The 26,530-nt window shown below is 69.4% G+C and carries 18 protein-coding genes and 2 pseudogenes; 11 read left to right on the forward strand and 9 right to left on the reverse strand.

What is annotated here, in order from left to right:
• Positions 1-75: 75 nt before the first annotated feature.
• A complete protein-coding gene (locus PV963_RS43120) occupies positions 76-1,161 on the forward strand; it encodes a Wadjet anti-phage system protein JetD domain-containing protein (RefSeq protein WP_274821860.1) in 1,086 nt (361 codons plus the stop codon).
• Between the two features lie 140 nt (positions 1,162-1,301).
• Here the strand turns inward: PV963_RS43120 and PV963_RS43125 are convergent, their stop codons facing one another.
• Complete coding sequence (locus PV963_RS43125) at positions 1,302-1,715, reverse strand: hypothetical protein (RefSeq protein ID WP_274821861.1); 414 nt, start codon at positions 1,713-1,715, stop codon at positions 1,302-1,304.
• Positions 1,716-2,506: 791 nt separating this feature from the next.
• Here PV963_RS43125 and PV963_RS43130 point away from each other — a divergent pair.
• Together PV963_RS43130 and PV963_RS43135 are read left to right on the forward strand one after the other, a co-directional pair.
• Positions 2,507-2,681, forward strand: a pseudogene (locus PV963_RS43130) (PPOX class F420-dependent oxidoreductase); the annotation flags it as partial.
• 266 nt (positions 2,682-2,947) lie between these two features.
• Entirely contained in the window at positions 2,948-3,988 is a 1,041-nt protein-coding gene (locus PV963_RS43135) for a choice-of-anchor P family protein (protein ID WP_274821862.1), read from the forward strand.
• A 606-nt stretch (positions 3,989-4,594) separates the two neighbouring features.
• On the opposite strand, the gene PV963_RS43140 is transcribed toward PV963_RS43135, so the two are convergent.
• A complete protein-coding gene (locus tag PV963_RS43140; RefSeq protein ID WP_274821863.1) occupies positions 4,595-4,942 on the reverse strand; it encodes a hypothetical protein in 348 nt (115 codons plus the stop codon).
• 977 nt (positions 4,943-5,919) lie between these two features.
• Between PV963_RS43140 and PV963_RS43145 the strand changes: the two genes are divergently transcribed.
• Complete coding sequence (locus PV963_RS43145) at positions 5,920-6,732, forward strand: alpha/beta fold hydrolase (protein WP_274821864.1); 813 nt, start codon at positions 5,920-5,922, stop codon at positions 6,730-6,732.
• A 352-nt stretch (positions 6,733-7,084) separates the two neighbouring features.
• On the opposite strand, the gene PV963_RS43150 is transcribed toward PV963_RS43145, so the two are convergent.
• A protein-coding gene (locus PV963_RS43150) for an IS3 family transposase (protein WP_274821865.1) occupies positions 7,085-8,247 on the reverse strand; the annotation gives its coding sequence in 2 pieces (ribosomal slippage) (positions 7,085-7,960 and positions 7,963-8,247; 1,161 coding nt in all).
• An 831-nt stretch (positions 8,248-9,078) separates the two neighbouring features.
• On the opposite strand from PV963_RS43150, the gene PV963_RS43155 reads away from it, so the two are divergent.
• Positions 9,079-9,426 carry a hypothetical protein gene (locus PV963_RS43155; protein ID WP_274821866.1) on the forward strand — a complete coding sequence of 116 codons (348 nt, stop codon included), beginning with the start codon at positions 9,079-9,081 and terminating at the stop codon, positions 9,424-9,426.
• Between the two features lie 293 nt (positions 9,427-9,719).
• On the opposite strand, the gene PV963_RS43160 is transcribed toward PV963_RS43155, so the two are convergent.
• The gene (locus PV963_RS43160; RefSeq protein ID WP_274821867.1) at positions 9,720-12,080 is read right to left on the reverse strand and encodes a putative bifunctional diguanylate cyclase/phosphodiesterase; all 2,361 of its coding nucleotides are present in this window, start codon (positions 12,078-12,080) and stop codon (positions 9,720-9,722) included.
• Positions 12,081-12,127: 47 nt separating this feature from the next.
• Between PV963_RS43160 and PV963_RS44230 the strand changes: the two genes are divergently transcribed.
• Complete coding sequence (locus PV963_RS44230) at positions 12,128-12,328, forward strand: Beta-galactosidase C-terminal domain (RefSeq protein WP_425541002.1); 201 nt, start codon at positions 12,128-12,130, stop codon at positions 12,326-12,328.
• A gap of 425 nt (positions 12,329-12,753) precedes the next feature.
• Here the strand turns inward: PV963_RS44230 and PV963_RS43165 are convergent, their stop codons facing one another.
• Complete coding sequence (locus PV963_RS43165; protein ID WP_274821868.1) at positions 12,754-14,373, reverse strand: sensor domain-containing diguanylate cyclase; 1,620 nt, start codon at positions 14,371-14,373, stop codon at positions 12,754-12,756.
• Positions 14,374-15,150: 777 nt separating this feature from the next.
• Here PV963_RS43165 and PV963_RS43170 point away from each other — a divergent pair.
• Positions 15,151-15,552: a hypothetical protein gene (locus tag PV963_RS43170; protein ID WP_274821869.1), complete on the forward strand. Its 402-nt coding sequence runs from the start codon at positions 15,151-15,153 to the stop codon at positions 15,550-15,552.
• Here PV963_RS43170 and PV963_RS43175 read toward each other — a convergent pair.
• The 4 genes and pseudogenes from PV963_RS43175 to PV963_RS43190 form a co-directional block, all read right to left on the reverse strand.
• A pseudogene (locus PV963_RS43175) lies at positions 15,510-15,799 on the reverse strand (oxidoreductase); the annotation flags it as partial. The gene PV963_RS43170 and the pseudogene PV963_RS43175 overlap by 43 nt on opposite strands.
• A 680-nt stretch (positions 15,800-16,479) precedes the next feature.
• Positions 16,480-17,646: a glycosyltransferase gene (locus PV963_RS43180; protein ID WP_274821870.1), complete on the reverse strand. Its 1,167-nt coding sequence runs from the start codon at positions 17,644-17,646 to the stop codon at positions 16,480-16,482.
• Positions 17,647-17,707: 61 nt separating this feature from the next.
• Positions 17,708-19,000, reverse strand: coding sequence for a nucleotide sugar dehydrogenase (locus tag PV963_RS43185; protein ID WP_274821871.1), 1,293 nt, complete (start codon positions 18,998-19,000; stop codon positions 17,708-17,710).
• A gap of 131 nt (positions 19,001-19,131) precedes the next feature.
• Entirely contained in the window at positions 19,132-20,349 is a 1,218-nt protein-coding gene (locus PV963_RS43190; RefSeq protein ID WP_274821872.1) for a glycosyltransferase, read from the reverse strand.
• A gap of 284 nt (positions 20,350-20,633) precedes the next feature.
• Between PV963_RS43190 and wecB the strand changes: the two genes are divergently transcribed.
• The 4 genes from wecB to PV963_RS43210 are packed head-to-tail and all read left to right on the forward strand — an operon-like array spanning position 20,634 to position 26,467.
• Entirely contained in the window at positions 20,634-21,722 is a 1,089-nt protein-coding gene (gene wecB / locus PV963_RS43195; protein ID WP_274821873.1) for a non-hydrolyzing UDP-N-acetylglucosamine 2-epimerase, read from the forward strand.
• Positions 21,715-22,392 (forward strand): class I SAM-dependent methyltransferase, encoded by a 678-nt coding sequence (locus tag PV963_RS43200; protein ID WP_274821874.1) that lies wholly within the window; start codon positions 21,715-21,717, stop codon positions 22,390-22,392. The genes wecB and PV963_RS43200 overlap by 8 nt, the downstream gene beginning before the upstream one ends.
• A complete protein-coding gene (locus PV963_RS43205) occupies positions 22,392-24,209 on the forward strand; it encodes a hypothetical protein (protein WP_274821875.1) in 1,818 nt (605 codons plus the stop codon). The genes PV963_RS43200 and PV963_RS43205 overlap by 1 nt, the downstream gene beginning before the upstream one ends.
• A complete protein-coding gene (locus tag PV963_RS43210; RefSeq protein ID WP_274821876.1) occupies positions 24,206-26,467 on the forward strand; it encodes a glycosyltransferase in 2,262 nt (753 codons plus the stop codon). The genes PV963_RS43205 and PV963_RS43210 overlap by 4 nt, the downstream gene beginning before the upstream one ends.
• The last annotated feature ends 63 nt before the right edge of the window (positions 26,468-26,530 follow it).

Below are 26,530 nucleotides of genomic sequence, written 5' to 3' on the forward strand. Positions count from 1 at the left end.
AAAGTCCTGCAGACCAAGACCACCAAGCGCTGGCCCACCATCCAAGCCGACCTCGGCGACAACGCCTGGCAGACCGTGGTCGACCTCATCCGCTGCGGCGCCGTCATTCTGCGCTGCGACGTCATCAACGCCACCGGCTACAGCCCGCGTTCATGGACCCTGACCCAGTCGTGGGCCGAACTCGCCGAGGATAAACTCGCCGAACTCCAAGGCCGTCAGCACCCCGAGAACTTGTACCGCGACCTCCTCGACATCATGTCCCGTATCCCTCAACTCGCCCATGAATACGCGCTGCTGGCCATGACGCCACCCGGGCGTGTCCTGAAGATCCCCGAAAGCACCGCCACACGAGCCGAGGACTGGCGTGTCTACGAGGTCGCTATCCGGGCCGCTGGCATCTGGTGGCCCGCCCAGGACACCCCTCGCAAGATCACAGCCAAGGAGCTCGCCGGACGCAGCCTGCGCAACACCAAGAGCGCCTGGACCCCAGCCCGGCAGCAGGCCTTCTCCAACCTGATCGGCATCCCCTTCGACCAGGCCGTCGACAAAGCCGACACTGAACTGCGCATCCGCGGCCCCCTGCAGTGGCGAGTCGGTACAGTCATCGCCGATGCGGCAGCGTGCAACCCCTGGCTCGCCTTGCCCGTCCGCGGTGTCCGCGCCCTCGGCATGATCTCTTGCGATGCCCAGGGCATCTTCCTGATCGAGAACGAGGACACCTTCGAACAGGTCTGCAAGATCCCGGAGATCGCCGACACCTGGCTGTGCATCTGGGGCAAGGGCTACGCAACCGACGGCCTGGCTGAGTTCCTCCGCGGCCTCGACGGTCTGCCTGTCGCGGCATGGGGCGACCTCGACGCCCACGGAATCCGGATCATCAGTAACCTCGCCGACCGCATCGGGCGGCCTATCACACCCGTCGCGATGACCGTCGACCTCTACCGTGCCAGCACCAAATACCACCAGGAGCCCGCGAAACTGGAAGAGAACCGCAAGCTCGCCGCCCGGCTTGCGCACCAGGGCATCGAGGCCCTGCGTGATCTGGCCGACGAGATCGCTCGAACCGGCGGGCACGGCTGCGAACAGGAGACTCTCTACGACGACGTCCTCCCCACACTCCCGGGCCTGCTGAAAGCCGTGCAGATGCCCGGCCATTCCTGACCTTGCGTCAGGCGGGCAGAACGGGGCATCTAGGTTGTCTTCCACCACTCCTGGCCCTCCGGCCGTGGGCGGCGGTGCCTGACGCGAACGGTGGCCTTAGCTGTGCCGTGTCTGTGGCGCGCAGCGGGCGGCACCCCAACTCAAGGGACCAGGGCGCCGGCGGGCAGGGACAGGTCAAGCCGGGGCAGACGTCCGGCATGCGCGCGCAGATACCGGGCTTCGGCGAGCATGACGGGGGCGAACACGCCGTCCGCGGGCGGGTGGGCCGTCAGACGGTGGTGGGCGCGGGCGCCGGCCAGCAGGGGGCGTGCCCAGGCAGGGATGGCGTGCAAAGGACAGTGCCGATGGCCGACCCCGTGGAGCTTGATGGCGGAGACGTCGCCGGTGATGTCGAGGTCGCGGGTGATGCGTAGGCTGCCCAGGCCGGCCAGAGTGAAGGCCATCACGCTCAGCGCTGCGGCGATGAGCGGGTCCGCGAGAGCGGCCAGAGCGGCGGCCTCCTCGGACGCGATCTCGATGGCAGGGGCGGCCTGGACCAGCTGCGCCGTTGCCAACGCACCGGCACAAGAGTGAGCCCGCCGTCCGGGCCTCATCGACGCCGCCCCGGTCCCGCCCGGCTGCGGGGCGGGTGACTGCCTCGCAGCCACCGCCGGTCCCTTGATCGCCGGGAGAGTGGGAGGGAAGGACGGGCGCGCGGGTCTCGGTCCCGGCTCGGCGAGGAGCGCCTCGAACTGGTCCCGGCCGCTGATGCGGCGCTCTACGCGGGCCAGCGTCGGCGGCAGTCCGCGCGGCGGCTTCTGCCACAGTAGGGTCAGCTGAGCTCCCGGTCTCGCGCCAGGCGAGCAGTTGGTCGATCCGGCGGATGGTCAGCAGATGGGCCCGGGGGACCACGACGTGCCGCGCCCCGGTCGCGACACCCCAGGCAGCCGCGGCGAGCCAGGCCGCGTTCACCGAGTCCAGCCACACATCGGGGGAGTGGGGCCCGGGGGCAAGCCGCTTGCCCAGCGCATACAGCATGTCGTGCGCCAGCGCGGCCGGGCTGCCGCTGGCCGGCGTCGGCTGCACGGTGATGCGGCCTTCTGCGGGCCGGTGGGCCTGGAGCGCCGCCCGTGTGTAGAACAGGTCGTCCCGCTCGTCCACTACGAGCGACACGTCGCCGTAGACCACTGCCACCGCCTCCCTTCCGGCCGCGCACCGCACACACCGGCCCCGGGTGCGAGACGCCAGGGCCGGTCTACGCGGCGCGCAAGGTTGTCGGCGGGGGCCCGGGCTCACCGGGCCGCCGCGCATGTGCGGCCGTTGCTACATGCCGCCCAGCTTGCTGTACACCCAGTTGACCTGCAGATGGAACCCTGAAGTCCGAGTGTTGCGGCTTTCGACCGCGGCCGACCGCATCAAGGTTAAGCGCCTGCGGAGCGAGCCGCGCCCTGCATGTGAAGGGTGGGGACGTGTGGTCGTTCGCCGTCGCCGCGGGCGAGGCCGAGGGTTCCGAGGTGACGACGGTTCCTGGCGGCGCGGTCGACCACTGCCCAGGCAGAACGGCGTTAGGGGCCAAGACCGGTTGACAGCAACGAGTTACCAGGCCCAGAAGTTGCGCGGTAGGCAAGGAGTGGGTGAGGAAACCGCACGTTGGAGTGATCTCTGATCGGATTGTCGCACGATCGGCGTCGGTGAGGCCATGATCTGCGGGTCGAGGCCGTCGGCGGACACGCTGCAGCGAGCACCGTAGCGCCGACGGCTCCATGTCTTTGTGGGGGTTTCTCAGTTGCACAGGAATGTCTTCAGCATGCCCGTATGCCCAGCCGCTCTCCTGAGCGTTTCGGCTCTGGCGATCGGCGGCGCACTGGCCGCCGGCCCGGCCTACGCGGTACCCGCGGATGAACGCTCCGGCTCCACCGGCAAGGCGACCGCCGTCGCGGCGCGCGCCGACCTCAAGGTCTCCGTGGAGGGTGTCGGCGACGTTCCGGTGAAGAAGTCGCTCAACGATCTGAGCGCGCCCGGGGACGCGCAGCAAACACTGCTCACCGCCCAGGTGAACGGTGTGAACAAGGGGCAGCCCACAACGCTGGTCAAGGCCAAGGTTGCGCATTCCAGCGTCGAAGCGGACGCGCACCGGTCGGTGGGCCACGCCAAGCTCGTCGGCGTACAGGCCTACGCACCCGGCCTGCCCGATACCCCGCTGCTGGCCGCCGACCTTCTGAAGGCCACGGCCTCCTGCGAGACGGGCACGAAACCGACCGCGAAGGCCGCGATGGCGGACAACGTGACCGTCCTCGGCAAGCCGGTCCCTGTGAACGGGCCCGGCGACCAGCACGTCGAGGTGCCGGGCGTCGGCACCGTCGACCTCGTCCTGGAGAACGCGACCACGACGGACAGCACGGGGGCTGCCACCGCGCTTCGGCTGAAGTACACAGTGACTCCAGCCAAGCTGGGCGTGGTGAAGGCATCCGGAGAGATCGTGCTCGCCGAGGCCACCTGCGCAATGCCGGGCGCCTCCGGCGCCGACCATGACGGTTCGGACAGTGACAGTTCGCACGGTGACGGTGCGAGCGGTGACGGATCCGGCAGTGGCAGGGCCGAGGGCGGCTCGTCCGACGGCCAGTCCTCCGCCGAGTCCGCCGGCTCGAAGAGTGTCAAGGGCGCCGAGAGCTCTGTCGCCGCGGGCAATCAGCCCAACACCCAGACCGGCAACGACGGCTTGAACCTGGCTGAGACCGGCGGCAACTCCGCCACACCCGTCATCGCCGGCGCGGGCGGGGCGCTCATCCTCGGTGGCGCCGCGGCCGTGTACCTGATGCGTCGCCGCCGCACCACTCAGAACAACTGACGCCGGACCGGTCGCGGGCAGCGTTCCCGCTCGGGGCCGGGGCCGGACCTCGTTGAAGCCCATCGAGGCCCGGACCCCCGGCGGCGATGGGCTGCGGCCTGCGGGGGCACCCGGGCCTCGATCGTTCATGAGTCCTCGTTGGTTCGCTGACGGGGACTTCAAGCGAGCTAGGAGCGTGTCTCAGTAACGGGCAACTGACCGGGTGGTCCTGATCGTGGGATCGCTCGGCGGTCGCCCGGCCGGTGTCCCGCGGCGGCGGTGGTGGTTCTTCCGGTTCGGGGATCGAGCGGACAGGGGCTGACGGCCGGGCCGGTCAGGCGATCGCCGCGGTGAGACCGGCCGATCCGTGTGTCGGAAGATCTTGCGGAAATTGTGGCAGGCGGCGAGCAGCTGCCACTCGCTGCGGGCACTTTCCCGCCGTGTGGTCGAGTTCCATGTGTCCGGTCTTGTCACGGCGGAGGTCACCGACGCGGACGTAGCGGGCGGTCGGGCGGACTCCCCGTGTTGCGAGCCGGCGGCCGGAGCATTTCCTCCGGTACCCCCCGGCAGCCAGAGGCTGAGCCGCCCACCTTCTTTTCGCGGGTTAGAGTCGCACCCGGGCCTGTTTCACGGCAGGTGGCGCTGTGGCGTGTCGCGAAACGGGGGGTTTCCGCTTCCGTTGATTCTCAGCTCGCTCGAGCCGAGCCCGCCGCCGCCGGTTACGGTAAAATGGCCTCCCCAGTCCTCCTCCGTTCGGAGGATCAGGTCGTCCGAACGGCGAATGGTCCATGCATCGGCCGTGGTCCTGGTGCGGAGGGTACCGATCCACCTGGTATGGCCGGAGTGGACGTGTTCCTGGCCGCCGACGGAGTCGGAGACCAGCGCCTTGTACTCCGTGAAGGACACCAGCTGAGCGCTCACCTCGTATGGGACTCTGTCGGCGATCACGCGCGCCGGTCCGTTGTATTTGCCCATGACGGACACGGTTACAGCAGGGCGGCGTGCGCGGGCACGGACACGCCCCGCGGCCAAGACGGCTGCCCCCTCACCGTCACCCGCATGGCCGAGCATTCAATGGACAGTCATTTCGGTTTCGGCGGAATAGGCTAACGCCGCGCTCAACCCCGGGGTGCCCTGTCACTGGTGGGCGACCTGGCCGTTTTATGCGTGCAGGGCAGACCTGTCACGGGGGGAACTGGTCTGCACCTGCACGTTGGAGCCCGCTGCCCCCTCCACAGAGGGCGGGCTCCTCGACCCTCATGATCGGGTCATTGTCTACAGCGCGTTGCGGCGCCGATGTGTCACACGGGCACTGTGCGGTGCCCGGCAGGCAGTCCTGCGCTTGAAGGCATGCGGTCACCGCGTGGAGGCCTTCGTGGGCTTGGTCTTGATCTCGGCTGTCTTCTGGCCAGGCGCAGCAGGCGCCGTGCTGTTGTGGGTGACGGTTGGCGTCGGTGCCAGATCGGACGTTGCGGTGTCCGTCGGTGGGATGCCGATGTGCGATGTGCACTATTCGGAGGGTGCGTGTTCGGCGGGTGGGTTGAAGGAGCGGACGTATGCGCTTTGGTGGTGTAGCCGTCGTCGAGCTCGTGGGGCTTGTCCTGCCGTGTAGTGATCGGCGCCTGCCGGGCGCGCGGGTGTGGTTGTTCCACGGATGGGGGATAGCCGGCTGGCTGGTGTGGGGCGGGGCTTGGAGGATGAGGTGCGGGGCGCTGCCCTTGGCTTCGGTCCGGCTTGGGATGATTGTGGAGGGGTTGGCGTGCTGTGTGCGGCTGGCAGGGCGGTATCGGCGTGTGCCTGTTCCTGGTTCGGTCGGGGTCTGTGCCGTGGGTGATGCCCCGGCGCAGGCCGGTGCCCGAACACCGGCTGCGCCAGATGGGCGTGGCAGGCAGCTGTCCCCGGGTGTACGGCCTGTCAGGGTCGATGCGGACGGCGTCACGCTGTCCGGTTTGATGAGTGAGCCTGCGGATGGTGCTGCGCGTGCGGTGATCGTTGCGCTGCACGGCGGGGGGATGAATGCCGGCTATTTCGATGGCCAGGCGCATCCGGATGTGTCCTTGCTGGCGTTGGGGGCGCGCTTGGGTTATACGGTGCTGGCTTTGGACCGTCCCGGCTACGGTGCGTCAGCCGCCCGTCTTCCCTGGGGGCAGAGACTGACCGCGCAGGCCGCGACCGTGCGGGCCGCAATAGCCGCGTTCACCGCCCGCCACGCATCCGGTGTCGGCACTTTGCTGCTCGGTCATTCCTTCGGGGCCAAGGTCGCCTTTGCCGCCGCCGCTGACTGGAGCATAAGGGAGTTGCTGGGTGTGGATGTCTCGGGGTGCGGTCGCAGGCTCGCGGTGAATCCCAGGCTGGTCGGCTGTGAGGCGGGTTTGGGTCTGCGGCGGTTGAACTGGGGGCCGTTGGGCTCGTATCCACTGGAGACATTCCAGGTGAGCCAGCCGGTGGTGGCGCCGATGCCTGCCCATGAAATCGGCACGGTGGCGGGCTGGACGCGGCTGTCGGCTGTGATCTTGCCGCGCGTCCGCGTCCCGGTCCGGCTGACCTTCGCCGAGCATGAGGCCTGGTGGCGTCACGACGATGAGGCGATCGCGGATCTGACCGTGCGGCTGTCCGCAGCCCCGCGCATCGTTGTTGATCGCCTGCCTCGTACGGGTCACAACATCAGTCTCGGCTGGACCGCCCGTGCCTATCACCTCAAAGCCCTGGCGTTCGCGGAAGAATGCGTGGCCCACGCACGCCTGACGTCACCCCGGGAATTCTGACTTCGGCACCCGAAGCACGACACCGGCCAGGGCCGGATGTGCCGGCCGACGGGCGGCATGCTCAGTCATGAGACGCTCCAGACCCGGGCGACAGTGCCGTAGCAGGGGGTTTCACGCGACCCGCGCAGCGGATCCTTCTTGATGGGCGGGCAAGGTCGCAGGACCGGCACCAGGCGCTGATCTGCTGGCCTGGGGAGCTGCAAGTGGTCGTCCAACAGGATGACAGCAGGGTGGCAGGCGGCGCGGGCTCTCGCCGAGGGGGGTGAGGCAGGGCAGGCTGCTGGCGTGTCCTGTGTGCTGCTCGGCTGGGGGAAGAAGAGGGGTCTGATGCAGGTTCGGGTGACAGGTGCAGTCACGCGGCCTGGAGGGCCGGCGTGGTCATGACGGTCTCGAATTCGATGGGGGTCAGCCGGCCGAGCGACGTTTGTCGGCGGCGTCGGTGGTAGGTCCGCTCGATCCAGGTGACGATCGCGATCCGCAGTTCTTCACGGGTAGCCCAGACCCGGCGGTCGAGGACGTTTTTCTGCAGCAGGCTGAAGAAGGACTCCATCGCCGCGTTGTCACCGGCAGCTCCAACCCTCCCTATCGATCCGGCCATCCGGTGACGGTCGAGCGCCCGGACGAACTTCCGGGAGCGGAACTGCGATTCGCGATCGCTGTGCAGAATGCACCCGTCGACGTCTCCACGCCGGGCCACGGCATTGTCCAGGGCGGCCACGGCCAGGCGGGACTTCATCCGCGCATCGATGGAGTAGCCCACGATCCTGTTGCTGAAGGCGTCCTTGATCGCGCAGAGGTAGAGCTTGCCTTCGCCGGTGGCGTGCTCGGTGATGTCGGCAAGCCACAGCCGGTTCGCACAGGTCGCGGTGAAGTCACGGCGGACCAGGTCGTCGTGCACTGGCGGGCCGGTCTTCTTGCCCTTGCCGCGCTTCTTGCCGAACACGCTCCACCAGCGGTTGTCCCGGCAGATCCGCCATGCAGTCCGGTCCGCCATCACGGCCCCCGCGCCGCGCGCTTCGTCGGCGAGGAAGCGGTAGCCGAACTCCGGGTCGTCACGGTGCGCGTCGAACAGCGCGTTCGCGCGATACGCCTCCTCCAGCACGGCATCGGTCACCGGCTGGTCCAGCCAGCGGTAGTAGGGCTGTCTGGCGAGCTTCAGCACCCGGCACGCAACCGTGACGGGCACCCCGTCCCTGGCCAGCTCCTTCACGAGCGGGTAGATCCTTTTCCCGGAAGATGTGCCTGCGACAGGTATGCCGCGGCCCGGCGCAGGACCTCGTTCTCCTGCTCCAGCAGCTTGATCCGCCGACGCGCTTCCCGAAGCTCGGCGCTCTCCTGGCTGGTCGTTCCGGGCTTGCTCCCATCGTCGATGTCCGCGCGGCGCATCCACTTCCACAACGTCATCGGATGGACTCCGAAGTCGGTGGCCACCTGCTCGACCGTCACACCCGGTCCGCGGTTCCTTGCGACCCGCACGACGTCCTGGCGGAACTCTTCCGGATAAGGCTTGGGCACAGCGACATCCTTCCCACCCGCCCCACAGGGCAAGCCAGTTCAGATGTCACCCGATCGTGCATCAGACCCGAGATTGAGATCGAGGCTTGGCTCGGGGCGTTCGCTTGGGCTGGAGGGCTGCGACGGGGTGGTGTCGGGCGAGGTGCCCTCGCGGCTGGCTGCTGCCCTGCACCACGGCGACGACGTGCGGATCCGCCTCCTTCCTGGGGGCAGGAGCGGCAGATCCCTGCCGCTCAGATGCCCGTTGAGGACCGGGAGTGCGTCGAGGTGCTCTTCCTGGGTGAGGGAATGGATCCGTCGCGTGAATAGGGGCCGGGCCGTTTTCGGAGCGAGGTTGGCCACATGTCCCGTTGCGGAGGCCAGACAGGGTCGGATGCGGGATGCTGCCTGGCGTCCAAGCCTGCCACCGAACCTCAGACGGAGGGAGGCGTGAACACGCGTTGCTCGTGATGGTGGTGTGCGCTGTCCTCGCCGGCGCTGCTGCGAGCGTCCAAGGGGCGCTGGGGTCCGGCCGGGCGACGGCGCCGTGGCTGCAGCCAGCGTCGGCATGCCCGGCGCCCGCATCGTTCACGCCGAACCTCGGCCGCACCTGGCAGCAGGCGTATGAGGCGGTGTGCAGGGCGGCACAAACGGGCACAGTGGGCAAAAAGGCGGCTCGGGCACACGGCAGCTGCCGGAATGAGCCTGGCGGCAATGGGCAGACACAAGTCCCGCGGAAACTGATGGCTACTGGCGAGTAGGCGGTCAGGCGGGTGGTGATGTGTGTCGGCCGTTGTGGCGGTGGGGCGTGTCCGTGCCTTTGCACGACGCCTTGCTGTCACCGTGTTGGTCATGGGGAGCTACGCCGGGCCGGCGCGCGTGATCGCCGATGGAGTCCCTTACGAAGTGAGCGCGCAGCTGGTGTCTTTCACGGAGTACAAGGTGCTGGTCGCTGACCCCTTCGGCGGTCAGGAGCACTTGTATGGCACCGAGCCGAGGTGGATCGGCATCATCCACGCCAGGACTGCGGCCGACGCATGGGCCATGAGCCAGGCCGATGAGTTGGTCATCAAGACGGAGGAGGGACGGGAGGGCTGCTTTGCCGTGACGCGCGGTGGTGACCTCTGCTCGAGTGGGCTGCAGATCGCCGGCAGTGGGAGCGCCCCGTTCGATGACGAGGCAGGCGCTGATCTCATGTGAAGCAGGACCAGCTGCGAGGGAGACGGACCGCGCTGCTGCGCCCGGTCGCGTTCAACTGGTGAAGAGGCGGTAATTGAGGCGCGCTCCTCAGGTCCCTTGTTCTGCCTTGGCCTATTGGGTGACAAGCCGTGTTCGTTGATGTGCTCGGTGAGTGGATCCGTCCCGGTCCTTCGGTTGCGGGCGAAGGGGGTGACTATCGGGCGTCTGCCCTGGCTGCGGCGGGGTTTATGGCGGTGAGCAGCAGCAGCCAAGGGGGCGAAGGCGCTTGGGGGTACCCGGGACGGTATCTGTGGTCATGGGTGTGGGCTGGTGGGTGTGAGGATTGCTTGGGTGGTGAGGTAGGCCTCCAGTGCTTTGGGGGCCAGGGGTGGGGAGTAGTAGAAGCCCTGGCCGTGGGGGCAGCCGAGTGAGTGCAGCCGCTGTGCTTGGTGGGGGGTTTCGATGCCCTCTGCGATCACGTCCAGGTCGAGAGCGTGTCCGACCTGGAGGATGGCCTGGATGAGGCTCGTGTCGACGTCGCCACCGTCTCGCAGGACGAAGCTCTGGTCGATCTTGACGATGTCGGCCGGCAGGTCGCGCAGGTAGGCCAGGGAGGAGTAGCCGGTGCCGAAGTCGTCGATGGAGATACGTACACCGAGGTCGCGCAGTGCCCGGATGTGGAGGGATGTGGTCTCGGCGTCGGTGACGAGGGTGCTCTCGGTGATCTCCAGGACCAGGGAGGCCGGGTGGAACCCGGTCTCGCGCAGAACCTGGCGCACGGTGTCGGCGAAGTGGTGGTCCTTGAGCTGTTGGCCGGAGACGTTGACGGCCACGCTCAGGGCCTGGGCTTTCGGGACGGTGTCGTGCCAGTGCCGGCCGTGGCGGCAGGCTTCGCGCAGCACCCAGGCGCCGATGGGGCGAATCATGCCTGTCTCCTCGGCGATGGGCACGAATACCTCGGGCGGGGTGGGGGATCGCCCGCCCGGCTCCCAGCGCAGCAGGGCCTCCACGCCGGTGACCTGTCCGGTGGGCAGGTGGATGACCGGCTGGTAGTGCACGGTGAGTTCGTTGCGGGGCAGGGCGTAGCGAAGGTTCTGGGCGATACGGGCCCGGCTCTGTCGTCCCAGGCTCATGGCGGGCTCGAAGAGTTCCGCGCGGTCGCGGCCGCGTTCTTTGGCCGCGTACAGGGCGATGTCGGCGTTGCGGACTGCGTCGTGGAACGTGGTCGGTTCGGTGATGGCGACGACGCCGATGCTGGCGGTGATGAAGACGCTGCGATGGCCGGAGATTGCGAAGGGCTCCTTGAAGCGGTCCAGGAACCGCTGGGCGTACGACTCGGCGGGGGTCTCCTTGAGGTCTTCGGCGAGGACGGCGAACTCGTCCCCGCCCATGCGGGCGACAGTGTCGCTGCGGCGGGCCGCGCCCAGGAGCCGGTGGCCGACGGTGATGAGCAGCTCGTCGCCGACCGGATGGCCGAGGCTGTCGTTGATGTCCTTGAAACCGTCGAGGTCGATCAGCAGCAGGACAGTGTTCCGGTGCGCCGCGGGGTGGCTGAGGGCGTGTTCCAGCCGCTCGAAGAACAGTGCCCGGTTGGCCAGGCCGGTCAGTGCGTCGTGGAAGGCCTGGTGGGTGAGCTGTTCCTGCAGCGAGGTCTGCCGGCGCAGGGCGTCCTCGGCCATGCGGGCCCGGGCTTGGGCCTGGTCGGCCTGGGCTTCGGCGAACCGTGCCAGGAGCATGATGCGCACGACCAGCAACACGGTCAAAGTGGCCACAATGCTCGCGATGGCCATGATGTGTGCCGCCTGCCCGCGCACGCCGCCGACGTCTGCGATCAGCACGACGGGACCGAGGAGAGCGGGCAGGGTGAGCACGGTCATCCGGGCGCGGGACAGCCGCTCCCGGTGGCGTGGCACCAGCTGGGTGGTCCTGGCCATGGACGGGTGCAGGGCGCCCGCGCCGAGCAGCGGATAGGAGGCCATCCACAGGACATAGGAGACGTCGGCGGCGATCGGGGCGCCGGTCGCGGCCAGCGTGGAGTAGTACAGCGCGTCAGCGGCCAGCGTGGCTCCCACCCACACAGTGAACAGCGCGAGGGCCGGCAGGCGGACTCCCGCGACGAGCACCAGCCTGGCGGCAATGCCCAGCAGCAGCAGATCGGCCAGCGGATAGGCCAGGGAGACCGTCAGCGGCAGCGCCGACATGTGACCGCGCAGGTAGGGCATGACGATGAACGCCCACGCCAGGGTGGACATCCCCAGGGTGATGATCCCCGCATCCAGCACGGCCCCCCAACGCCCGCCCCTGCCCCACGCCGCCATCAGGCTGACCAGGCCGGCGGCGAAGCACGGATAGGCCGCCAGATACAGCACGTCGGCCGGTGAGGGGAACGGCACCAGCGTGCCCGCGACCAGGAAGGCGCCGAAGATGACGTCCGCCACCGTGAACAGCCCCATGCCCGCAGCGAACAGATACCAGGACCGGCTCGGGCGCGGCCGGTGCCACCGAACGCCGACGACAATCGCCACCGTGGAGCAGGCCGCGAGCACCGGGGAGAACAGGTGACGTACGGGCGCGGTGACCACGACGTAAACGATGATCACCGCGGCGCCGACGGCCAGAAACCACCACCAGGCGTTCCTGCGCCAGCGCAGCGCCTTGCTCTGCGCCTCCTGCATGACACCTCCGCGGACGTAACCCGTGGTCCTGGCCGGGCCGGGATCGGATGGCCCACAGGGGCTGCCTGTACGTTCCACCCAAAGACAGCCCGGGAAAGATCGCAACCGCGCCTCTCAGCATCGGCACCGGCCGTCCGGTTCCCGTCGCGACGGCCGGAGCCGTCCAACTGCTGACGGGGAAGTTGGTCGAGGGCGGCACGGTCACCGTGCCGCCGGGCCAGGTGGCGGTCGTGCGAGAGTCGAGTTGACCGCACCGTGCTGGTTGGTCTCCTGGCGCGGTTGACGAGCTCGTTAGCCAGCGTCGCCAGTGATGGGCAGTCCTGTCTGCCGTTCGGCCGGGCGTCGATGGGTGGGCAGCCGAACGGCAGCAGGTGGGGCTGCCTCGGCTTCGCGGCGGGGGCGGGCTAGGCGGCGGGTCATGAGGGTGATGAAGGCCCCCTGGATATGGGCTTCGGCGTGGGACACCAGACGTAGAGACCGAGACCAGCAGGCACACGGCTGGTCCCGCGCCGCACGAGCGTCTGGGTGGTCCGCGAGCGTGATCGCGGCCATGCTCCGCTTGCCGACCGGCTCCCGGTGCACCTCGAAGCTCTGACTCGCGGCCCTGACAATCTCCAGTCCTTGCTGGGCGATCAGGCTCGCATCAGGGGTTTCGGGTACCGGCAGTACGGGGTCACTGTCCCAGGCCGTGCGCAGCCGGTTCGTCTGACGCCTGGAGGGGAGTGGCCGTCTGGCGGGCCTCGGGTGACGGGCTGTGGCCGGTTCGGCGGGACTGGGGGATGTGCATGCGGATGCGGCCTTTGCCTGCTCTCTTCGCCTCGTACATGGCTTCATCGGCTTGGCGGAGGAGTTCGTCTGGTGTGACGCCCGGGAGGGCGAGTGTCATGCCGATGGAGGCTGAGACGTGTGCCTCTTTGCCTGCGATCTGGTACGGCTGTGTCAGGGCAGACAGGATTCGCTCGGCGACGTCATTGGCACGTGAGGGGTGTGTCCCGGCCTCTCCCTCCAGGAGGGCGGCGAACTCGTCACCGCCGAGGCGGGCCACGGTGTCTTCAGCCCGTACGGATGCCTGGAGCCGACGAGCGGCGTGGATCAGGAGAGCGTCGCCCACCGCGTGTCCAGCCGAGTCGTTGACAGCCTTGAAGCCGTCCAGGTCCACGAAGAGCACTGCGGGTGGGGCTACGCGAGTGGTTCGCTTCCGCAGGGCATGCGCGACTCGGTCGGCGAACAGGGCCCGGTTGGGCAGTCCGGTGAGCGCGTCGTGGAAGGCCAGGTGCTCGAGTTGTTCCCTCTGGATGACCCGGTCGGTCACATCGCGACTGCTGAAGATCATTCCCTCGGTGTGGTGGCTGACCGTCGACTCGACGTGGCGCCAACGTCCGTCGGCGTGGCGGACCCGGCAGGACACGCGGCGGCCCGGACCGCGGATGCCTGACGCGGCTTCCTGCCGCAGCGTCTCGACTGCTTGCATCAGCGGCGTCAGGTCGTCGGGGTGGCAGTACAGGGGCAGACGGGCACCCAGCAGGTCCTCAGGCCGGTAACCGAAGACGTGATGAGCGGCAGGACTGACGTAGAGCACACGGCCGTCCAGGCTGACGATGGTGATCACGTCGCGGGTGCCGTCGACCAAGGCGCGGTAAAGCGCCTCCCGGGTGGTGGCTTCGCGAGTGATACGCAGGTGATCGGCGTGGATGATGCCCTGGCGGATGCCGAGCGAGATAGGCAGCAAACCCGCCAGGACCAGCAGAACCATGTCGGTGCGGCCTCCGACCATGGTGTGAGCTGTCAAGGCCAGGACGCAGACGGCCACGGGCACGAAAGCGGCCACGACCCCGACAACGGGCATGATGCGCTGGTCGACGTCCACGACGCTGGTGCCTCCGGCCAGCCATGGGGCAACGGCGATGAGGAGCAGGCCAGTGATCGAGCAGGCCGCCGAGCAAGGAATGCCGTACCAGGTACCGGGGGCCGGCATGAGGATGCGCAGCATGTCGCTTGCGGACAACGCGACGAGGGCCAGGACACCCACCGTTGTCGCAGTGCGCTCAGGACGCTTAAGGGAGTAGCGCAGTGCCACCAGAAGTCCAAAGACCAGGATGTCCGTCACCACGCGTGCCAGATCCTGCAAGGACCCGAAGGCATCGCCGCTTTGGTCGGCACGATGCAGCAGCAGCACCCAGCCCAGTGTGAGCAGGGAGCCGGCGATCATCCATCCGTCCAGGACTCGCCGCAGCCAGATCAGCGCCGCCCCCCGGTCCGTAACCGCGATCACCAGTCCGGCGATCGCGACCACCAGACACAGGGCGATTCCGGTGAGCGCCAGCAGCTGGAGGGCGACGTGGAGCCCCCCAGCGGGCCCTCCTCGAGAGGAAGGGAGCTGACTGATGACGAGGTGGTGAAGGCCACCCGCTGCCAAAGAACCCGCGAAGAGTGCGAGGCGAAGACGCACCCTTCCGGCGGCCGTCCTGGCACGCCCAAGCAGCGACAGGGCGGCCAGACCATGCGCAGCCGGCACTCCGACGCCGACTGGGAGGAACAGCACCACCGTCGAACTCGCGCTCACCGCGGCGGCAAGCACGCATCCCAGCCCCAGAGTCTTGCCCCACCCACATGCCGCCGATGACCAGCCGATGCGAACGGCGTGCAACGAGCCCCACCAACCGGACTGTCCCGGCCTCATGCGAACCCCCGACGGTCATCGAGCCCAAAGAGGGCAGGCACACCGTGCTTGTACTGCTCGTGTCGGATAAGAGCGTAGGAGGATGTCTAGCGCCTATCCTCATGAAAGCGGTAAGTTCACCTGAAAAACGGACGAGCTCCCAGAGGCTGACACCCTGCCAGTTGGAGGTCAGCTGCAGAAGCTGTCTGATCACTCCGCCCTCTTGGCCGGTGCTCTCGCGAGCCACCAAAAAAAGAGATCTCACCCACCAGCCGAAGTTCGACAAGCAGGTGGAGGAGTCCGCCGAATCCCTCATGTTCGGCATCGGCCGTCCTGGCCGGCCGGGACCTGGACGGCGTGAAGCGCACCGACGCCACCTTCTGACGCTCGGGCACCCGCGTCCTGCCGAAGGTGGAAGGCCGCGTACGCCGCCGCTCCTACAAGCCGGGATGGCGGCGCCTGTCCTTCCGCGTCGCGCTGGGGTCCGGTGTCGCGGAGAGCGGCTACCTGGCCACCCGGGACCTGGACGCCACTGCGCAGACCGTCCAGCAGGTGTGGGACAACCGTGAGCAGGCCCTGGCGACTCTGGAGAGCGGCGGGATCGGCGGGGCCTGCGTCCTGACCGTGGGCAGCGCGGCGTGCATGGTGCTGACCCGTGAGTGCCGGGAGTTGATGCGCGAGTGGGTCGGTCCGCTACACGAAGCGCTCCACCGGCCGCTCGGGTTGGCAGAGCAGACCGACCCGCGCCGCTATCTCCACATCCCGAAGAATGGCGTGGCATGGGAGGCGTATGCGTTGCCGGAGGAGACATAGCCCCAGCGCCCGGACTGGCCGCCCAGTGCGTTGAGCGCCTCACGAACGAAGTCCGGTTGCCATGACACCTCGATGACCGCATCCCATTCGCGGTCGAGCAGTTTGCGTACGCCGAAGGATCACGTCGGTCGGCGGCCACCAGTACCGCTCCGTCCGCGACTTCTCCGCTTTCGCCGCGGGCGAGGCACGTCACCCGATGACCGCGCTCAATCGCCTGCCGCGACAGCTCCCGGCCCACCCATGCCATTCCGCCCAGAACAGGATCTCCATCCCGACAACCAAGCACTGCGAACGCCGAGCACCCAGGCGGGTTCGCCGGCAACGGACCCGATGCCGTCAACTGACCGCTGCAGCCCGCAGGCAGCGCATCGGGCAGACGCCAAGCAGCCACAGCCGGTCGTCCCTGCGCTCGCGTCCCCGGAGTGCCGTCATTTCCGATGAACATCGGCATGCGCTCGGATCTCCCAGCGCCTTCCGACTGGTGGCCAAATGCTGCTGTTAGCAGTGCACCAAGCCACACAGACGGGTCGTCAGGACAAGACGGCGCCCCGGGCTTGACTGAGGCGGCAGCCGGGTCAGATAGGGGTGTGTGCCTGCGTGACCAGCTGGCCGAGGCCATCGGCCAGAAGGTGAGCCGTCCGCTGCTTCGCAGCCCAGGGGATCAAACCCGGGGACTGACCCACTCACGGGGCTGGAGCGGGCGGTTCGCGGTCCTCGGTTCATGCCGGGCATGGGCCGACTGCCCCAGATCCACCTCGGTGTGCGTCTCGGACAGTGCCGCGCATCTTCAGGCCGCGGCCAGCGCGGGTTCAGTGGCGGAGGGGCTGCTCTCGTCTCATGGCCTCGGCCATCTGCTGGCGGGCGACAAACAGTGCCGTGTCCAGCTGGCGGGTGCCGGGGCGTCGCCCGGGCCGGGCGGAGGGCAGGTCAGCCGGCCAGAACCGCGTCACTCATGGGGGCGGAGCCGGAAGTGGCGTTCCTGGCGGCGTCCGCCTCGTTCACCCATCGCTCCAGCAGGGCCACGAACTCGGCCGCCCTGACCTGCCAGTTCAGACCGGACAAGGCAACCTCGCGACCCCGCCGGGCCGCGCCCACTCGCAGCGCCTGGTCGGCGCGCAGACGCCGTACGGCGTTCGCCGCGGCCGCCGGATCCGCGTACGGTACGACCAGTCCGCAGCCGTGCCGCTCGACCAGCTCCGACGCGAGCGGGGTGGGCGTGGTGACGACCGGCACACCGTGGGCCATGTACTCGACGACCTTGGTCGGGCGCGAGTGGCGGTAGTTGGGCTGGTCGTGCAGGAGGGAGAGGCCGGCCAGAGCGCCCGAAAGCCTGGCGAGCGCACGGTCGTTGGGCAGGAAGCCGTACCAGCGCAGCACTCCTTCCCGGTCGGCCTGCGTGAGTACCTCTCGTACGTCCGGGTTCGCCTCGCCGATCACCTCGACCCGCACGGCAGGTCCCAGCAGCCGTGCCGTTTCGATCATGTCCAGTACGCCGCGCGCCCGCGACAGGCGCCCCAGATAGACGACGCGGTCGTCGCGGGGCTGCTCGGGTGGGAGAGGCGGTACGGTCGCGAAGTTCGGCACGACGGGGTGAACATGGCGGAAGCGGGCCTGGTACGCGTCCTCGGCCAGCAGGAGCCGCAGATTCCGCTCCGCCAGCCGTTCAGCGGCCCGCACTCCCAGCCGCAACGCTGGCCGCAGCACTCCCGGCACCCAGCGCTTCATGACGAGCGCCGCTGCCGTGTCCTCGTGCACGTCCCACACCGTCACCGGAGCCCGCCCGCCATGCCGCCAGCGGCGCATCGCGCCGGGCAGAGCCAGCAGCAGTTCGGGGTCGTGCAGCAGCACCACGTCCGCCTCCGGCCCTCGCGCGGCCAGCAGATTGCCGGCCGCGCGCAGCGCCGCGCGGCGGTCGCGGCCGGCGGCCCGGGGGAGCTCCACGCCCTCGACGCCCGGCCGCGGCGTCACCCCGCATGCCGCGAACGGCGCGGCGTACATAATCTGGTGCCCGCGCTCCCGCAGGGCGGCGATCTGCCGGTGCAGGATCCGTGCATCCTCGGGGTGATGCACGATGGTGGCGACGAGTACACGCATCAAAGAACCTCATAACTAGCCGCAAGGTAGGGCCGTTGGGCCGTGTGGGAGGGGTGGCGGTCTACAGAACTTCGACCCCGGGCTGGAAGATCCGGCCTCGGGTGTCGAACAGCAGGCGGGCCTCGTCGGCGAGCAAAGGCAGGTTGTAGGCCGAGTGGTCCTGCAGCAGGATCGTCAGGTCGTGATCGCGTACTGCCGCCATGAGGTCGCCGACGCGTGGGACGGTCACCCCGTCGACGGTCCACCCCGGCACATGCGGGTCGTGGAAGGACACCTCGGCCTTCCGCCCTCGCAACAGCCGAACCACCGGCAGGGCCGGGGTCTCGCGCTGGTCCGCGACGTCGGGCTTGTAGGTGACGCCGAGCAGCAGCACCCGGGAGCCGCGCAGCGGCCGGCCGGCGGTGTTGAGGAGGTCCTGGGCGCGACGTACGACGTACTCGGGCATCCGCCGGTTGATGTCCTGGGCGAGCTCGACGAAGCGGAAGTCGTAGCCGAGCGAGGAACGCACCTTGTACGACAGGTAGTTGGGGTCGATGGGGATGCAGTGCCCGCCCACTCCGGCGCTCGGCCGGAAGGCCTGGAAGCCGAACGGTTTTGTGTCCGCGCAGCGGATGGCGTCCCAGACGTCGACATTCAACTCGCGGCTGATGATGGCCAGTTCGTTGACGAGCGCGATGTTCACGTGCCGGTAGGTGTTCTCCAGCAGTTTGGCCATCTCGGCCTCGCGGGTGCCCTTGGCCTGGACGACCGTGTCGACGAGCTTTCCGTAGAAGGCGACCGCCTGGGCGGCGCACGACGGGGTGAAGCCGCCGACCACCTTGGGTGTCTCGCGCAGCCCGTGCGTGGTGCTGCCGGGGTCGATGCGCTCCGGTGAGAAGGCGAGCGCGAAGTCTTCGCCCGCCCGCAGCCCGCACTCCTCCAGTAGCGGCCGTACGACTTCCTCGGTGGTGCCCGGGTAGGTGGTCGACTCCAGCACGATGAGCTGTCCGGGCTGCAGCCTGCTCGTCACCGCGCGGGTGGCGGAGGTCACCGCCCTCAGGTCGGGTCCGCCGTCCTCGCTGAGCGGGGTCGGCACGCAGATCACCACGGTCTGCGCCCGGGCGAGACAGGCGTCGTCCGTGTACGCCCTGAATCCCGCCTCCCGAATCCGGCGGACGTCCTCGTCCGACACGTCGTCGACATGGGAGCGGCCGGCGTTGAGCCCCGCGACGACCCGGGGGTCACGGTCGAGACCCACGACTCTCAGGCCGACGGAGGCCGCCTCGCGCACGAGCGGCAGTCCTACGTAACCGAGCCCGATCACCGCGAGCTCGACGCGGTCGTGCCGTTCTTCCTCCGATAGTTTTGCGCTCAATTCCCCGAACGGTTCGGCCGGTGAGAGCTGCATAGCGATTCACTCCGCCTCAAGGCAAGCCCTGCCGGACGGCAGGACATGATGGACCGAAGGTGCAGGACGCTGGCTGGTGCCGCTGGGGGATCTGGAACTCAGACGCATCCGAGACTGCGATACGCCTCACGGGTCGTGGCCGCGACCCTTTTCCAGGTGCGTTCGCGCGCGACCAGCTCGCGGGCGGCTGCTCCCCATTCATTTCGTCGCGTTTTACGGTAAAGAAGTTCTTCTAGAGAATCTGCCCAGACACGGGATGATTTATGATGAATTAGCAGGCCGCTCACTCCCGGCTCGACCAGTTCCCGCATGGCTGTGAGATCGCTGCTGACGACGGGAAGACCGCTCGCCATCGCCTCGACCGGCTTGAGGGGGGTCACCAGATGGCACACGCGCTCGTCGGTGCGTGGCAGTGCGAAGACGTCCAACGCAGCGTAGTAGTCGTGCACTTGGGAGTGCGGCACCCGACCGGTGAACAGAGCGATGCCGTCGTCGAGGCCCAGTCGGGCGGCCAGGCGTTGCAGTGCCGGGCGTTCCGGACCGTCGCCCACGATCAGCAGTCGCAGAGGGACTCCCCGGCGCCGCAACTCGGCACCCGCACGGAGCAAAGTGCCGATGCCCTCGTGTGGCGTAAGGCTGCTGACAGTGCCGACGACCAGGTCGTCCGGGGCGATGCCGAGCCGGGCACGCAGCGGCGCGCCGTCCGGTAGCGGAGCCAGGAACGTTTCGTCCACCGCGTTCGGCGAGATGAGGACCCGCTCCTCGGGCACCCCCCGCGCTACGATCTCGGCCTTCATCGCCGCGCCCAGCGTCAGCACCAGATCGGCCTCACGCATGCAGTACGTCTCCAGCTCGCGCCGGGCGCGGTAGGTCTCGTCGTCCCGTGACCGTCCCGGGGCCTGGGTCAGCCAGGTCTCCTCCAGAAAGCCCCGTACCTCGTAGACCACGGGCAGCCCGTAGGTCTCGCGCAGGGCCAGCGCCACACGCCCGTTGCCGTGGTCGGTTGCCGCGTGCAGGACGCTGGGCCGCAGCCGCTCCACCAGACGGCCGGCCAGCTCGGCGTTGCGGGCCAGCACCGCGCTCTGCCCGTACGGCAGCATCAGCGGCAGCAGCCGGTGCTGGGGCACGTCGCCCACGATCTGCAGCGGGCGGGCGTCCAGCACCCCCTGCGCCACCGGGAACCCGATGCGTGTCACGACGTGTGGATCGAGCCCGGCCGCCCGCTGCGCCTCAACCAGCGCCTGGGTGCGCACGGTGTAGCCGGCGTGCTTGAACGGAAGCCCGTTGGTGACGAGATGGAGTACGCGGTCCGGCACGGGCCGGACGGTTCGTCTGGCGGGTGTGGGCATCCGCGCCGCGGACGGCGCCGCGGACGGCGCCGCGGACGGCCCGGCTGTCCGGGCGCGGACGGTGAGCCGCCGCTCCAGGCCCCGTAGCCGGTGCCGGACAGGCGCCGGCGACATCCGAACGCCGAGCAGTATCGCCCGAATGGGGTCGTGGCGCAGCTCGGACCAAGCTACCGATACCGCAAGGATAAGGGCATGTGGGATACGACGGCACATGTCGCTACGGTAGGTCGACGGAGCGGAGACCAACGGAAATGAACGGCCCTGTACTCCATGTCGTCGGCGCCCGACCGAACTTCGTCAAGGCCGCACCGGTCATCACCGCCCTGCGCACGGCCGGCTGCGGCCAGGTGCTCGTCCACACCGGGCAGCACTACGACGAACGCATGTCGGACATCTTCTTCCGCCAGCTCGGCCTGCCCGAACCGGACACCGACCTCGGTGTCGGCTCCGGCAGCCACGCGCGGCAGACGGCCGACCTGCTGGTGGCGCTGGAAGCCGAGCTGACCGCCCGCGCGCCGGCCGTCGTCGTGGTGTACGGGGACGTCAACTCCACGCTGGCCGCCGCCCTCGTCGCCGCCAAGCTGCCGATCCCCATCGCCCATGTGGAGGCGGGCCTACGCAGCTTCGACACGACGATGCCGGAGGAGATCAACCGGCGTCTGGTCGACCAGCTCGCCGAGTTGCTGTTCGCCACCAGCCCCGAGGCCGTGGGCCACCTTTCCCGGGAGGGCGTCGACCTGGCCCGTGTCCACTTCGTCGGCAATCCGATGATCGACACCCTGCTCGGTCACCTGGATCGCTTCGACCCGGCCGCAGCCCGTGCCGCGCACGGACTGCCCGAACGCTACGGCGTGGTGACGCTGCACCGGCCCTCCAACGTCGACGACCCCCGGGCGGCCGCCGCCGCCGCCCGCGCCCTGGCCGAGGCCGCTGTCCACCTCGACCTCGCCGTACCGCTGCATCCGCGCGGTGGGGCGGCGCTGCGCGCGGCGGGTCTCGCGGACGCGCCCGGCGTCCACCTCCTCGAACCGCTCGGCTACGTGGAGTTCATGAGCCTGGTCCGCGGGGCAGCCGCCGTGATCACCGACTCGGGCGGAGTCCAGGAGGAGACCACCGTGCTGGGCGTACCCTGCCTGACCCTGCGCGGCACCACCGAGCGCCCGGTGACCGTCACCCACGGCACCAACCGGCTGGTGCGGCACGACGAGTTGGCGCCAGCGCTGCACAAAGTGCTGGTCGGCGCGGTGACGCAGCCTTCCGAGGGCCCGCCGCTGTGGGACGGAAAGGCCGGCCCCCGCATCGCCCGGGTGCTCACCCACTGGCTGGAGCGTCATGGCTGACCCCACCACGACGGACGGTCTCGCCGCGATGGGCGCCCCCGCTGATGGCCGCACCCGCGCCTACTGGGACACCCGCCACCGCGAACGCGACGACCTCGCCTCCGGCGGACACATCGGCCTGGACCGCCCCGGCAACGAGATCTTCTACGCGCTGCGGCTCGGTGCCCTGCTCACCCTGATCGGCGACCTGTCGAACCCCCCGTCCCCGCTGTTCGTGCTCGACGCGGGCTGCGGCAAAGGTCACTTCGCCCGGGCACTCGCGCGCTTCGGCCACCGCGTCGACGCCTTCGACACCAGCCCCGAGGCCATCGCGCACGCCCGCGCCGAGGGCGGCGGCCCGCGCTACGCCGAAGCCTCGCTCACCGACTGGCGCAGCCCCTGGCTGTACGACGTCGTGCTGTGCGTGGACGTCCTCTTCCACGTCATGGACGACGCGCAGTGGTCAGCCGGCCTGCGCAACATCGCGTCCCTTGTGCGGACGACCGGTCGGCTGATCGTCGCCGACGAGGACGGGCAGGAACGCTCTCCGCTCGGCGACTACATCGTGCACCGGCCGACAGCCGCCTACCGCCGGGAACTCGAACCGCTCGGCCTGCGCCACACCCTGTTCAAGCCCTACGGGTTCCGCGAGAACCTGGTCGGCTTCCACGTCTTCACGAGGATCCGCTGATGCGCATCATCGATCTGCTCCATCCCCATCTGGACGGCGTCGCCACCGTCGTGGACGCCACGGCGGGCCGCGGTCTGCGCCTGGACCGCTATCTCCATCTTCCGCCGGGCGTCGAGTTGAGCCACCACGAACAGCCCGTCGGCCCCGGCCAGTTGGTGCTGCTGACCTACGGTCCCGATCCCCGGCTGCACGGTGACGAGGCGGCCTGCCTGGCCGTACTGGAACGAATGCGCCCCGGAGGCAGAGGCCTGATTCTGTTCGGCCACCGTGGCTCCGACCTGCCCTACCACCGGCTGCTTGACCACCTGGTGACCCACCGCTGCCAGGTGTTGCGGGCCTCCGCACTCGGTTACACCCACCTGCACGCGGGCGCGGCCATCGCCTGCACCGAGGAACTCCTGCCGCTCCACGACTGGTTCGGCCGTGCCGTCCCGCCGGACGGTTTCGCCACGGCGCTGCGGATGGCCGACGAGTACGTCCTCGCCGACTTCGTCTCCCGTTCCCTGCGTGACCGTACGCTCGACCTGGAGCGTACGGTCGAGGAGACCACCCGCGCCCTGGACGCCGCCCGTGACGACGGCACGGCCGAACGTCTGACCGACGTCACACGGGAGAAGGCGCAGCTGGATTCCGCACTGCGAGGCGCCCGGGACCGGGTCGCAGTACTGGAAGCGCGGGTGGCCATGCTGGAGGGTTCGACCACGCTGCGGGTCGGGCGGGCGCTGGTCGCGGCGGCCCGGTCACCCGGACGCGGCATGGTGCGGCTGCCGGGGGAGTTGTACGGTCTGTGGAGCGGACGTGGCCGCGGACGCGGAACGACGGCCCGTCCGATGCCACCGGCCCGGGAACCCGATGCCGCAGTGCCCGACGGTCGGCTCTACCTCGCCCACCGGGCCGTCTTGTCCACGCCCCGAGACCGACTGGTGATCGCGGGTGTGCTCAGCGACAGCACCGCCGAGGACTTCGCGACGGAAGCCGTCGTCAACCGGCTGCTGCCGCACGACGGGCGGCTGCTCCTGGAGCGCACCGACCCGGACGCGCTCGTCGTGCAGCTCAGCGCCTGTTGCGATGTCGCCGGCCCGTGGTCGCTCGTGGGCACCGGACTGGCCCCCGACCTCGACCGCTGTCTGGCCGAGCTCATCCGCCAGACAAAAGCCTTGGGGCGCAAGGCGGTGCTGTGGCGGGACGCCCCGGCGACAGGCGCACCGGGGCTCGCCCACCTCGACTGGGACGCCGTCGTCGATGGTGATACCGGTGTACGGCTGTCCCGTCTGGACCCCGTCGCCGATGGCAGAGCACGGCTGTGGGAGGCGTTCCAACAGGACAGCACCCGTGTACGGCTGGCGCGGCTCGCCCGGCTGACCGGAGCCCCCGACCGGCTGGACGGGCGCCGTGTCGCCGTCCTGGCCGCGCCCCGGAACGAGACCGAAGTCGCCCGCCTCACCGACCAGGTACTCGGCCAGGTGCACCGGCCGGCCGAGGTGGTCGTGCCCATCCAGGGGGTACCGGCGCTGGACGAACTCACCGCCGCAGGCGTCGCCGTCCACGCCGATGAACCCACCGCTCCGTGGGTCGCCGACTGGACCGACCTGTCCGAGGACCGCCCGGACACCCTGCTGCTCGACCTGATGTGCGCCCAGGAGTACTCGGGCGCGGACGCGGTGGGCCACACGCCGGCCGACGACGACTACGCCTTCGTACCGGAAATGCGGCCGGTCCTCGTCCGCCGGTCCCTGCTCCTGGCCGGCACGCCTGCGGACACCTGGTCACGCGACGGGTACCGGCTGTTCGCCGTACGCGGGAAGGAGAACGCGTGACCCGCACGCTCAAGGCGCTCGTCTACGGCGACGTCAACCTCAACGTCATCGATGGCTCCGCCGTGTGGGCCCAGTCGACGGTGCAGGCGCTGTCGCTGGCGGGCTGCCACACCCGGCTCCTGCTCAAGTCCCCCGTCCGCACCGAGCGCCTGATCGAACCGCTGGCGGGGCTGCCCGGCGTCACCGTGGTGCGCCCCTACGAGGAGCGGCTGCTGCCCACGCAGGGGTCGCGTTCCTCACTCTCGCCCGGGCAGGCCTCTCAACTGCTGGCCCGGCTGGACCGTGACGAGCCCTGCGACCTGCTGGTGCTGCGCGGCCTGAGAGTGGTCACTCGTGTGGTCGCCGACGGCGCCTTCGACGGGCGGATCTGGGCCTATCTGACCGACGTCCCCCAGTCGGCCGCAGAGATGACCGAGGCGGCCCGCACGGACCTTGCTCGCGCCGCCGCGGCCTGCCGCCGAATCCTCTGCCAGACCGAGGAGCTGCGCTGCTTCCTGGAAGCCTGGGTGCCGGAGGCCTGCGGCAAGAGCGTGCTCAGCCCGCCCGCCGTGCCTGTCCCCGGCTTCCCCCTGCCGGAGCGCGACAGGCCGCACGATCCGGTGCGGCTCGTCTACACGGGCAAGTTCGCGCCGGATTGGAACACGTTGCCCATGACGCGCCTGCCGTCGGTCCTCAGTGAACTGAACATCCGTGCCGAACTCCACACGGTTGGCGACAAGATCCACGACGACCGAGCCCACCCGGAGTTCAAGGCCGAGATGGCCCAGGCGCTGCGCTCCGCACCCGGCGTCCACCACCACGGCGGCCAGCCCCGCGAGGAGGCCATGCGCATCGCCGCTGACTGCGACCTCGGCCTCGGCTGGCGGGATCCGAACCTCGATGCCAGCCTCGAACTCTCCACCAAGGTACTGGAGTTCGGGGTACTCGGTCTGCCCGTCGTCCTCAACCGCACGCCCGCGCACGAGACGCTGCTCGGCGGCGACTACCCGCTGTACGTGCCCAGGGGCGCCGCGCTCGACGCCGCCGCCGAAGCCGTCGCGCTCGCTGTGCGCGAGCCCGAGGCCCGGCTGCTGGCGGCCGAACGCTGCCGGAAGGCCGCTGGGCGGTACACCCTTCAGGCCGCGGCGGACCGGTGGCGGGCGGACCTCGACCGCGTCTTTCCGTCCTTCCCCAAGCTCTCGGCTTCTCCCCTACTCCCGGCTTCGCTCAAGCGGGGGAACCCTCCTGGGCAGGGGGGACCTGCATCACCTGCCGTGGTCGCACGGCAACGGCCGTTGCGGCTCGGTGTCGCCGGCCACGACCTGAAGTTCCTCACCCGGCTGCTCGACCACCTTCGCGCACTGCCCGGCCTCGACGTACGCGTCGACGCGTGGCCTGCGCTCGCCCGCCACGATCCGGCCGCGAGCAGGGAACTCGCCGACTGGGCCGACGTGGTGTTCGTTGAGTGGTGTGGACCGGCCGCCGTCTGGTACAGCCGCCACAAGCGGCGCGGCAGCCGCCTCGTAGTACGCCTGCATCGCTTCGAGTTGACCGGCCCGTGGACGCGGCAGGTCGACATCGACGCAGTCGACCGGGTGGTGTGCGTCAGCCCGTGCTACGCCCGCCGCACCCGCGAGCACACCGGCTGGCCGGAGTCGAAGATCATGGTCATCCCGAACTGGGTCGACACCGCCCAGCTCGACCGCCCCAAGGTGCCCGGCGCCCACTTCCGCCTCGGCATGATCGGCATTGTGCCCAGCCTCAAACGCCTCGACCTCGGCCTCGACGTCCTGGAGAAGCTGCGCGCCCGTGACCGGCGCTGGCACCTGTCGGTCAAGTCCAAGCCACCGTGGGAGTACTGGTGGATCTGGAACAAGCCCGAGGAGCGTGCGCACTACGACGCCGTGCTGCGCCGTATCCAGACCTCGCCGCTGATCGAGGGGGCCGTCGTCTTCGACGCCTTCGGGCCGGACGTACCGGGCTGGCTGCGCCGCATCGGGCATGTGCTGTCCACCAGCGACCTAGAGAGCTTCCACCTCGCCACGGCGGAAGGCATGGCCTCCCGTGCGGTACCGGCCCTGCTGCCATGGGAGGGTGCGGACGAGATCTACGACCGGCGGTGGATCCATGAGACCCCGGAGGCGATGGCGGACGCCATCGCCGATCTGGGGCCGGACGAATGGCGGTCGGCCGGGGAGCTGGCTCGCACTCAGGTGCACGAGTCCTTCTCCCTGGAGCGGGTGGCCGGGGACTGGACGGAACTGCTCCTGTCCGGATGATGAGCGAGTCCCCGGAGCTGTGTGGCGCCTACTCCGCCGTCGGGTAGCCGGTTGGCGACCCGA

The sequence above is a fragment of the Streptomyces coeruleorubidus genome, from assembly GCF_028885415.1.
GTDB classification, from domain to species: domain Bacteria; phylum Actinomycetota; class Actinomycetes; order Streptomycetales; family Streptomycetaceae; genus Streptomyces; species Streptomyces coeruleorubidus_A.

Coding starts and splice junctions, on each gene's coding strand:
- PV963_RS43135 (WP_274821862.1), top strand. CDS start 2,948: ATGCCCGTATGCCCAGCCGCTCTCCTGAGCGTTTCGGCTCTGGCGATC.
- PV963_RS43140 (WP_274821863.1), bottom strand. CDS start 4,942: ATGGGCAAATACAACGGACCGGCGCGCGTGATCGCCGACAGAGTCCCA.
- PV963_RS43145 (WP_274821864.1), top strand. CDS start 5,920: ATGAGTGAGCCTGCGGATGGTGCTGCGCGTGCGGTGATCGTTGCGCTG.
- PV963_RS43155 (WP_274821866.1), top strand. CDS start 9,079: ATGGGGAGCTACGCCGGGCCGGCGCGCGTGATCGCCGATGGAGTCCCT.
- PV963_RS43160 (WP_274821867.1), bottom strand. CDS start 12,080: ATGCAGGAGGCGCAGAGCAAGGCGCTGCGCTGGCGCAGGAACGCCTGG.
- PV963_RS44230 (WP_425541002.1), top strand. CDS start 12,128: ATGGCCCACAGGGGCTGCCTGTACGTTCCACCCAAAGACAGCCCGGGA.
- PV963_RS43180 (WP_274821870.1), bottom strand. CDS start 17,646: ATGCGTGTACTCGTCGCCACCATCGTGCATCACCCCGAGGATGCACGG.
- wecB (WP_274821873.1), top strand. CDS start 20,634: ATGAACGGCCCTGTACTCCATGTCGTCGGCGCCCGACCGAACTTCGTC.
- PV963_RS43200 (WP_274821874.1), top strand. CDS start 21,715: ATGGCTGACCCCACCACGACGGACGGTCTCGCCGCGATGGGCGCCCCC.
- PV963_RS43205 (WP_274821875.1), top strand. CDS start 22,392: ATGCGCATCATCGATCTGCTCCATCCCCATCTGGACGGCGTCGCCACC.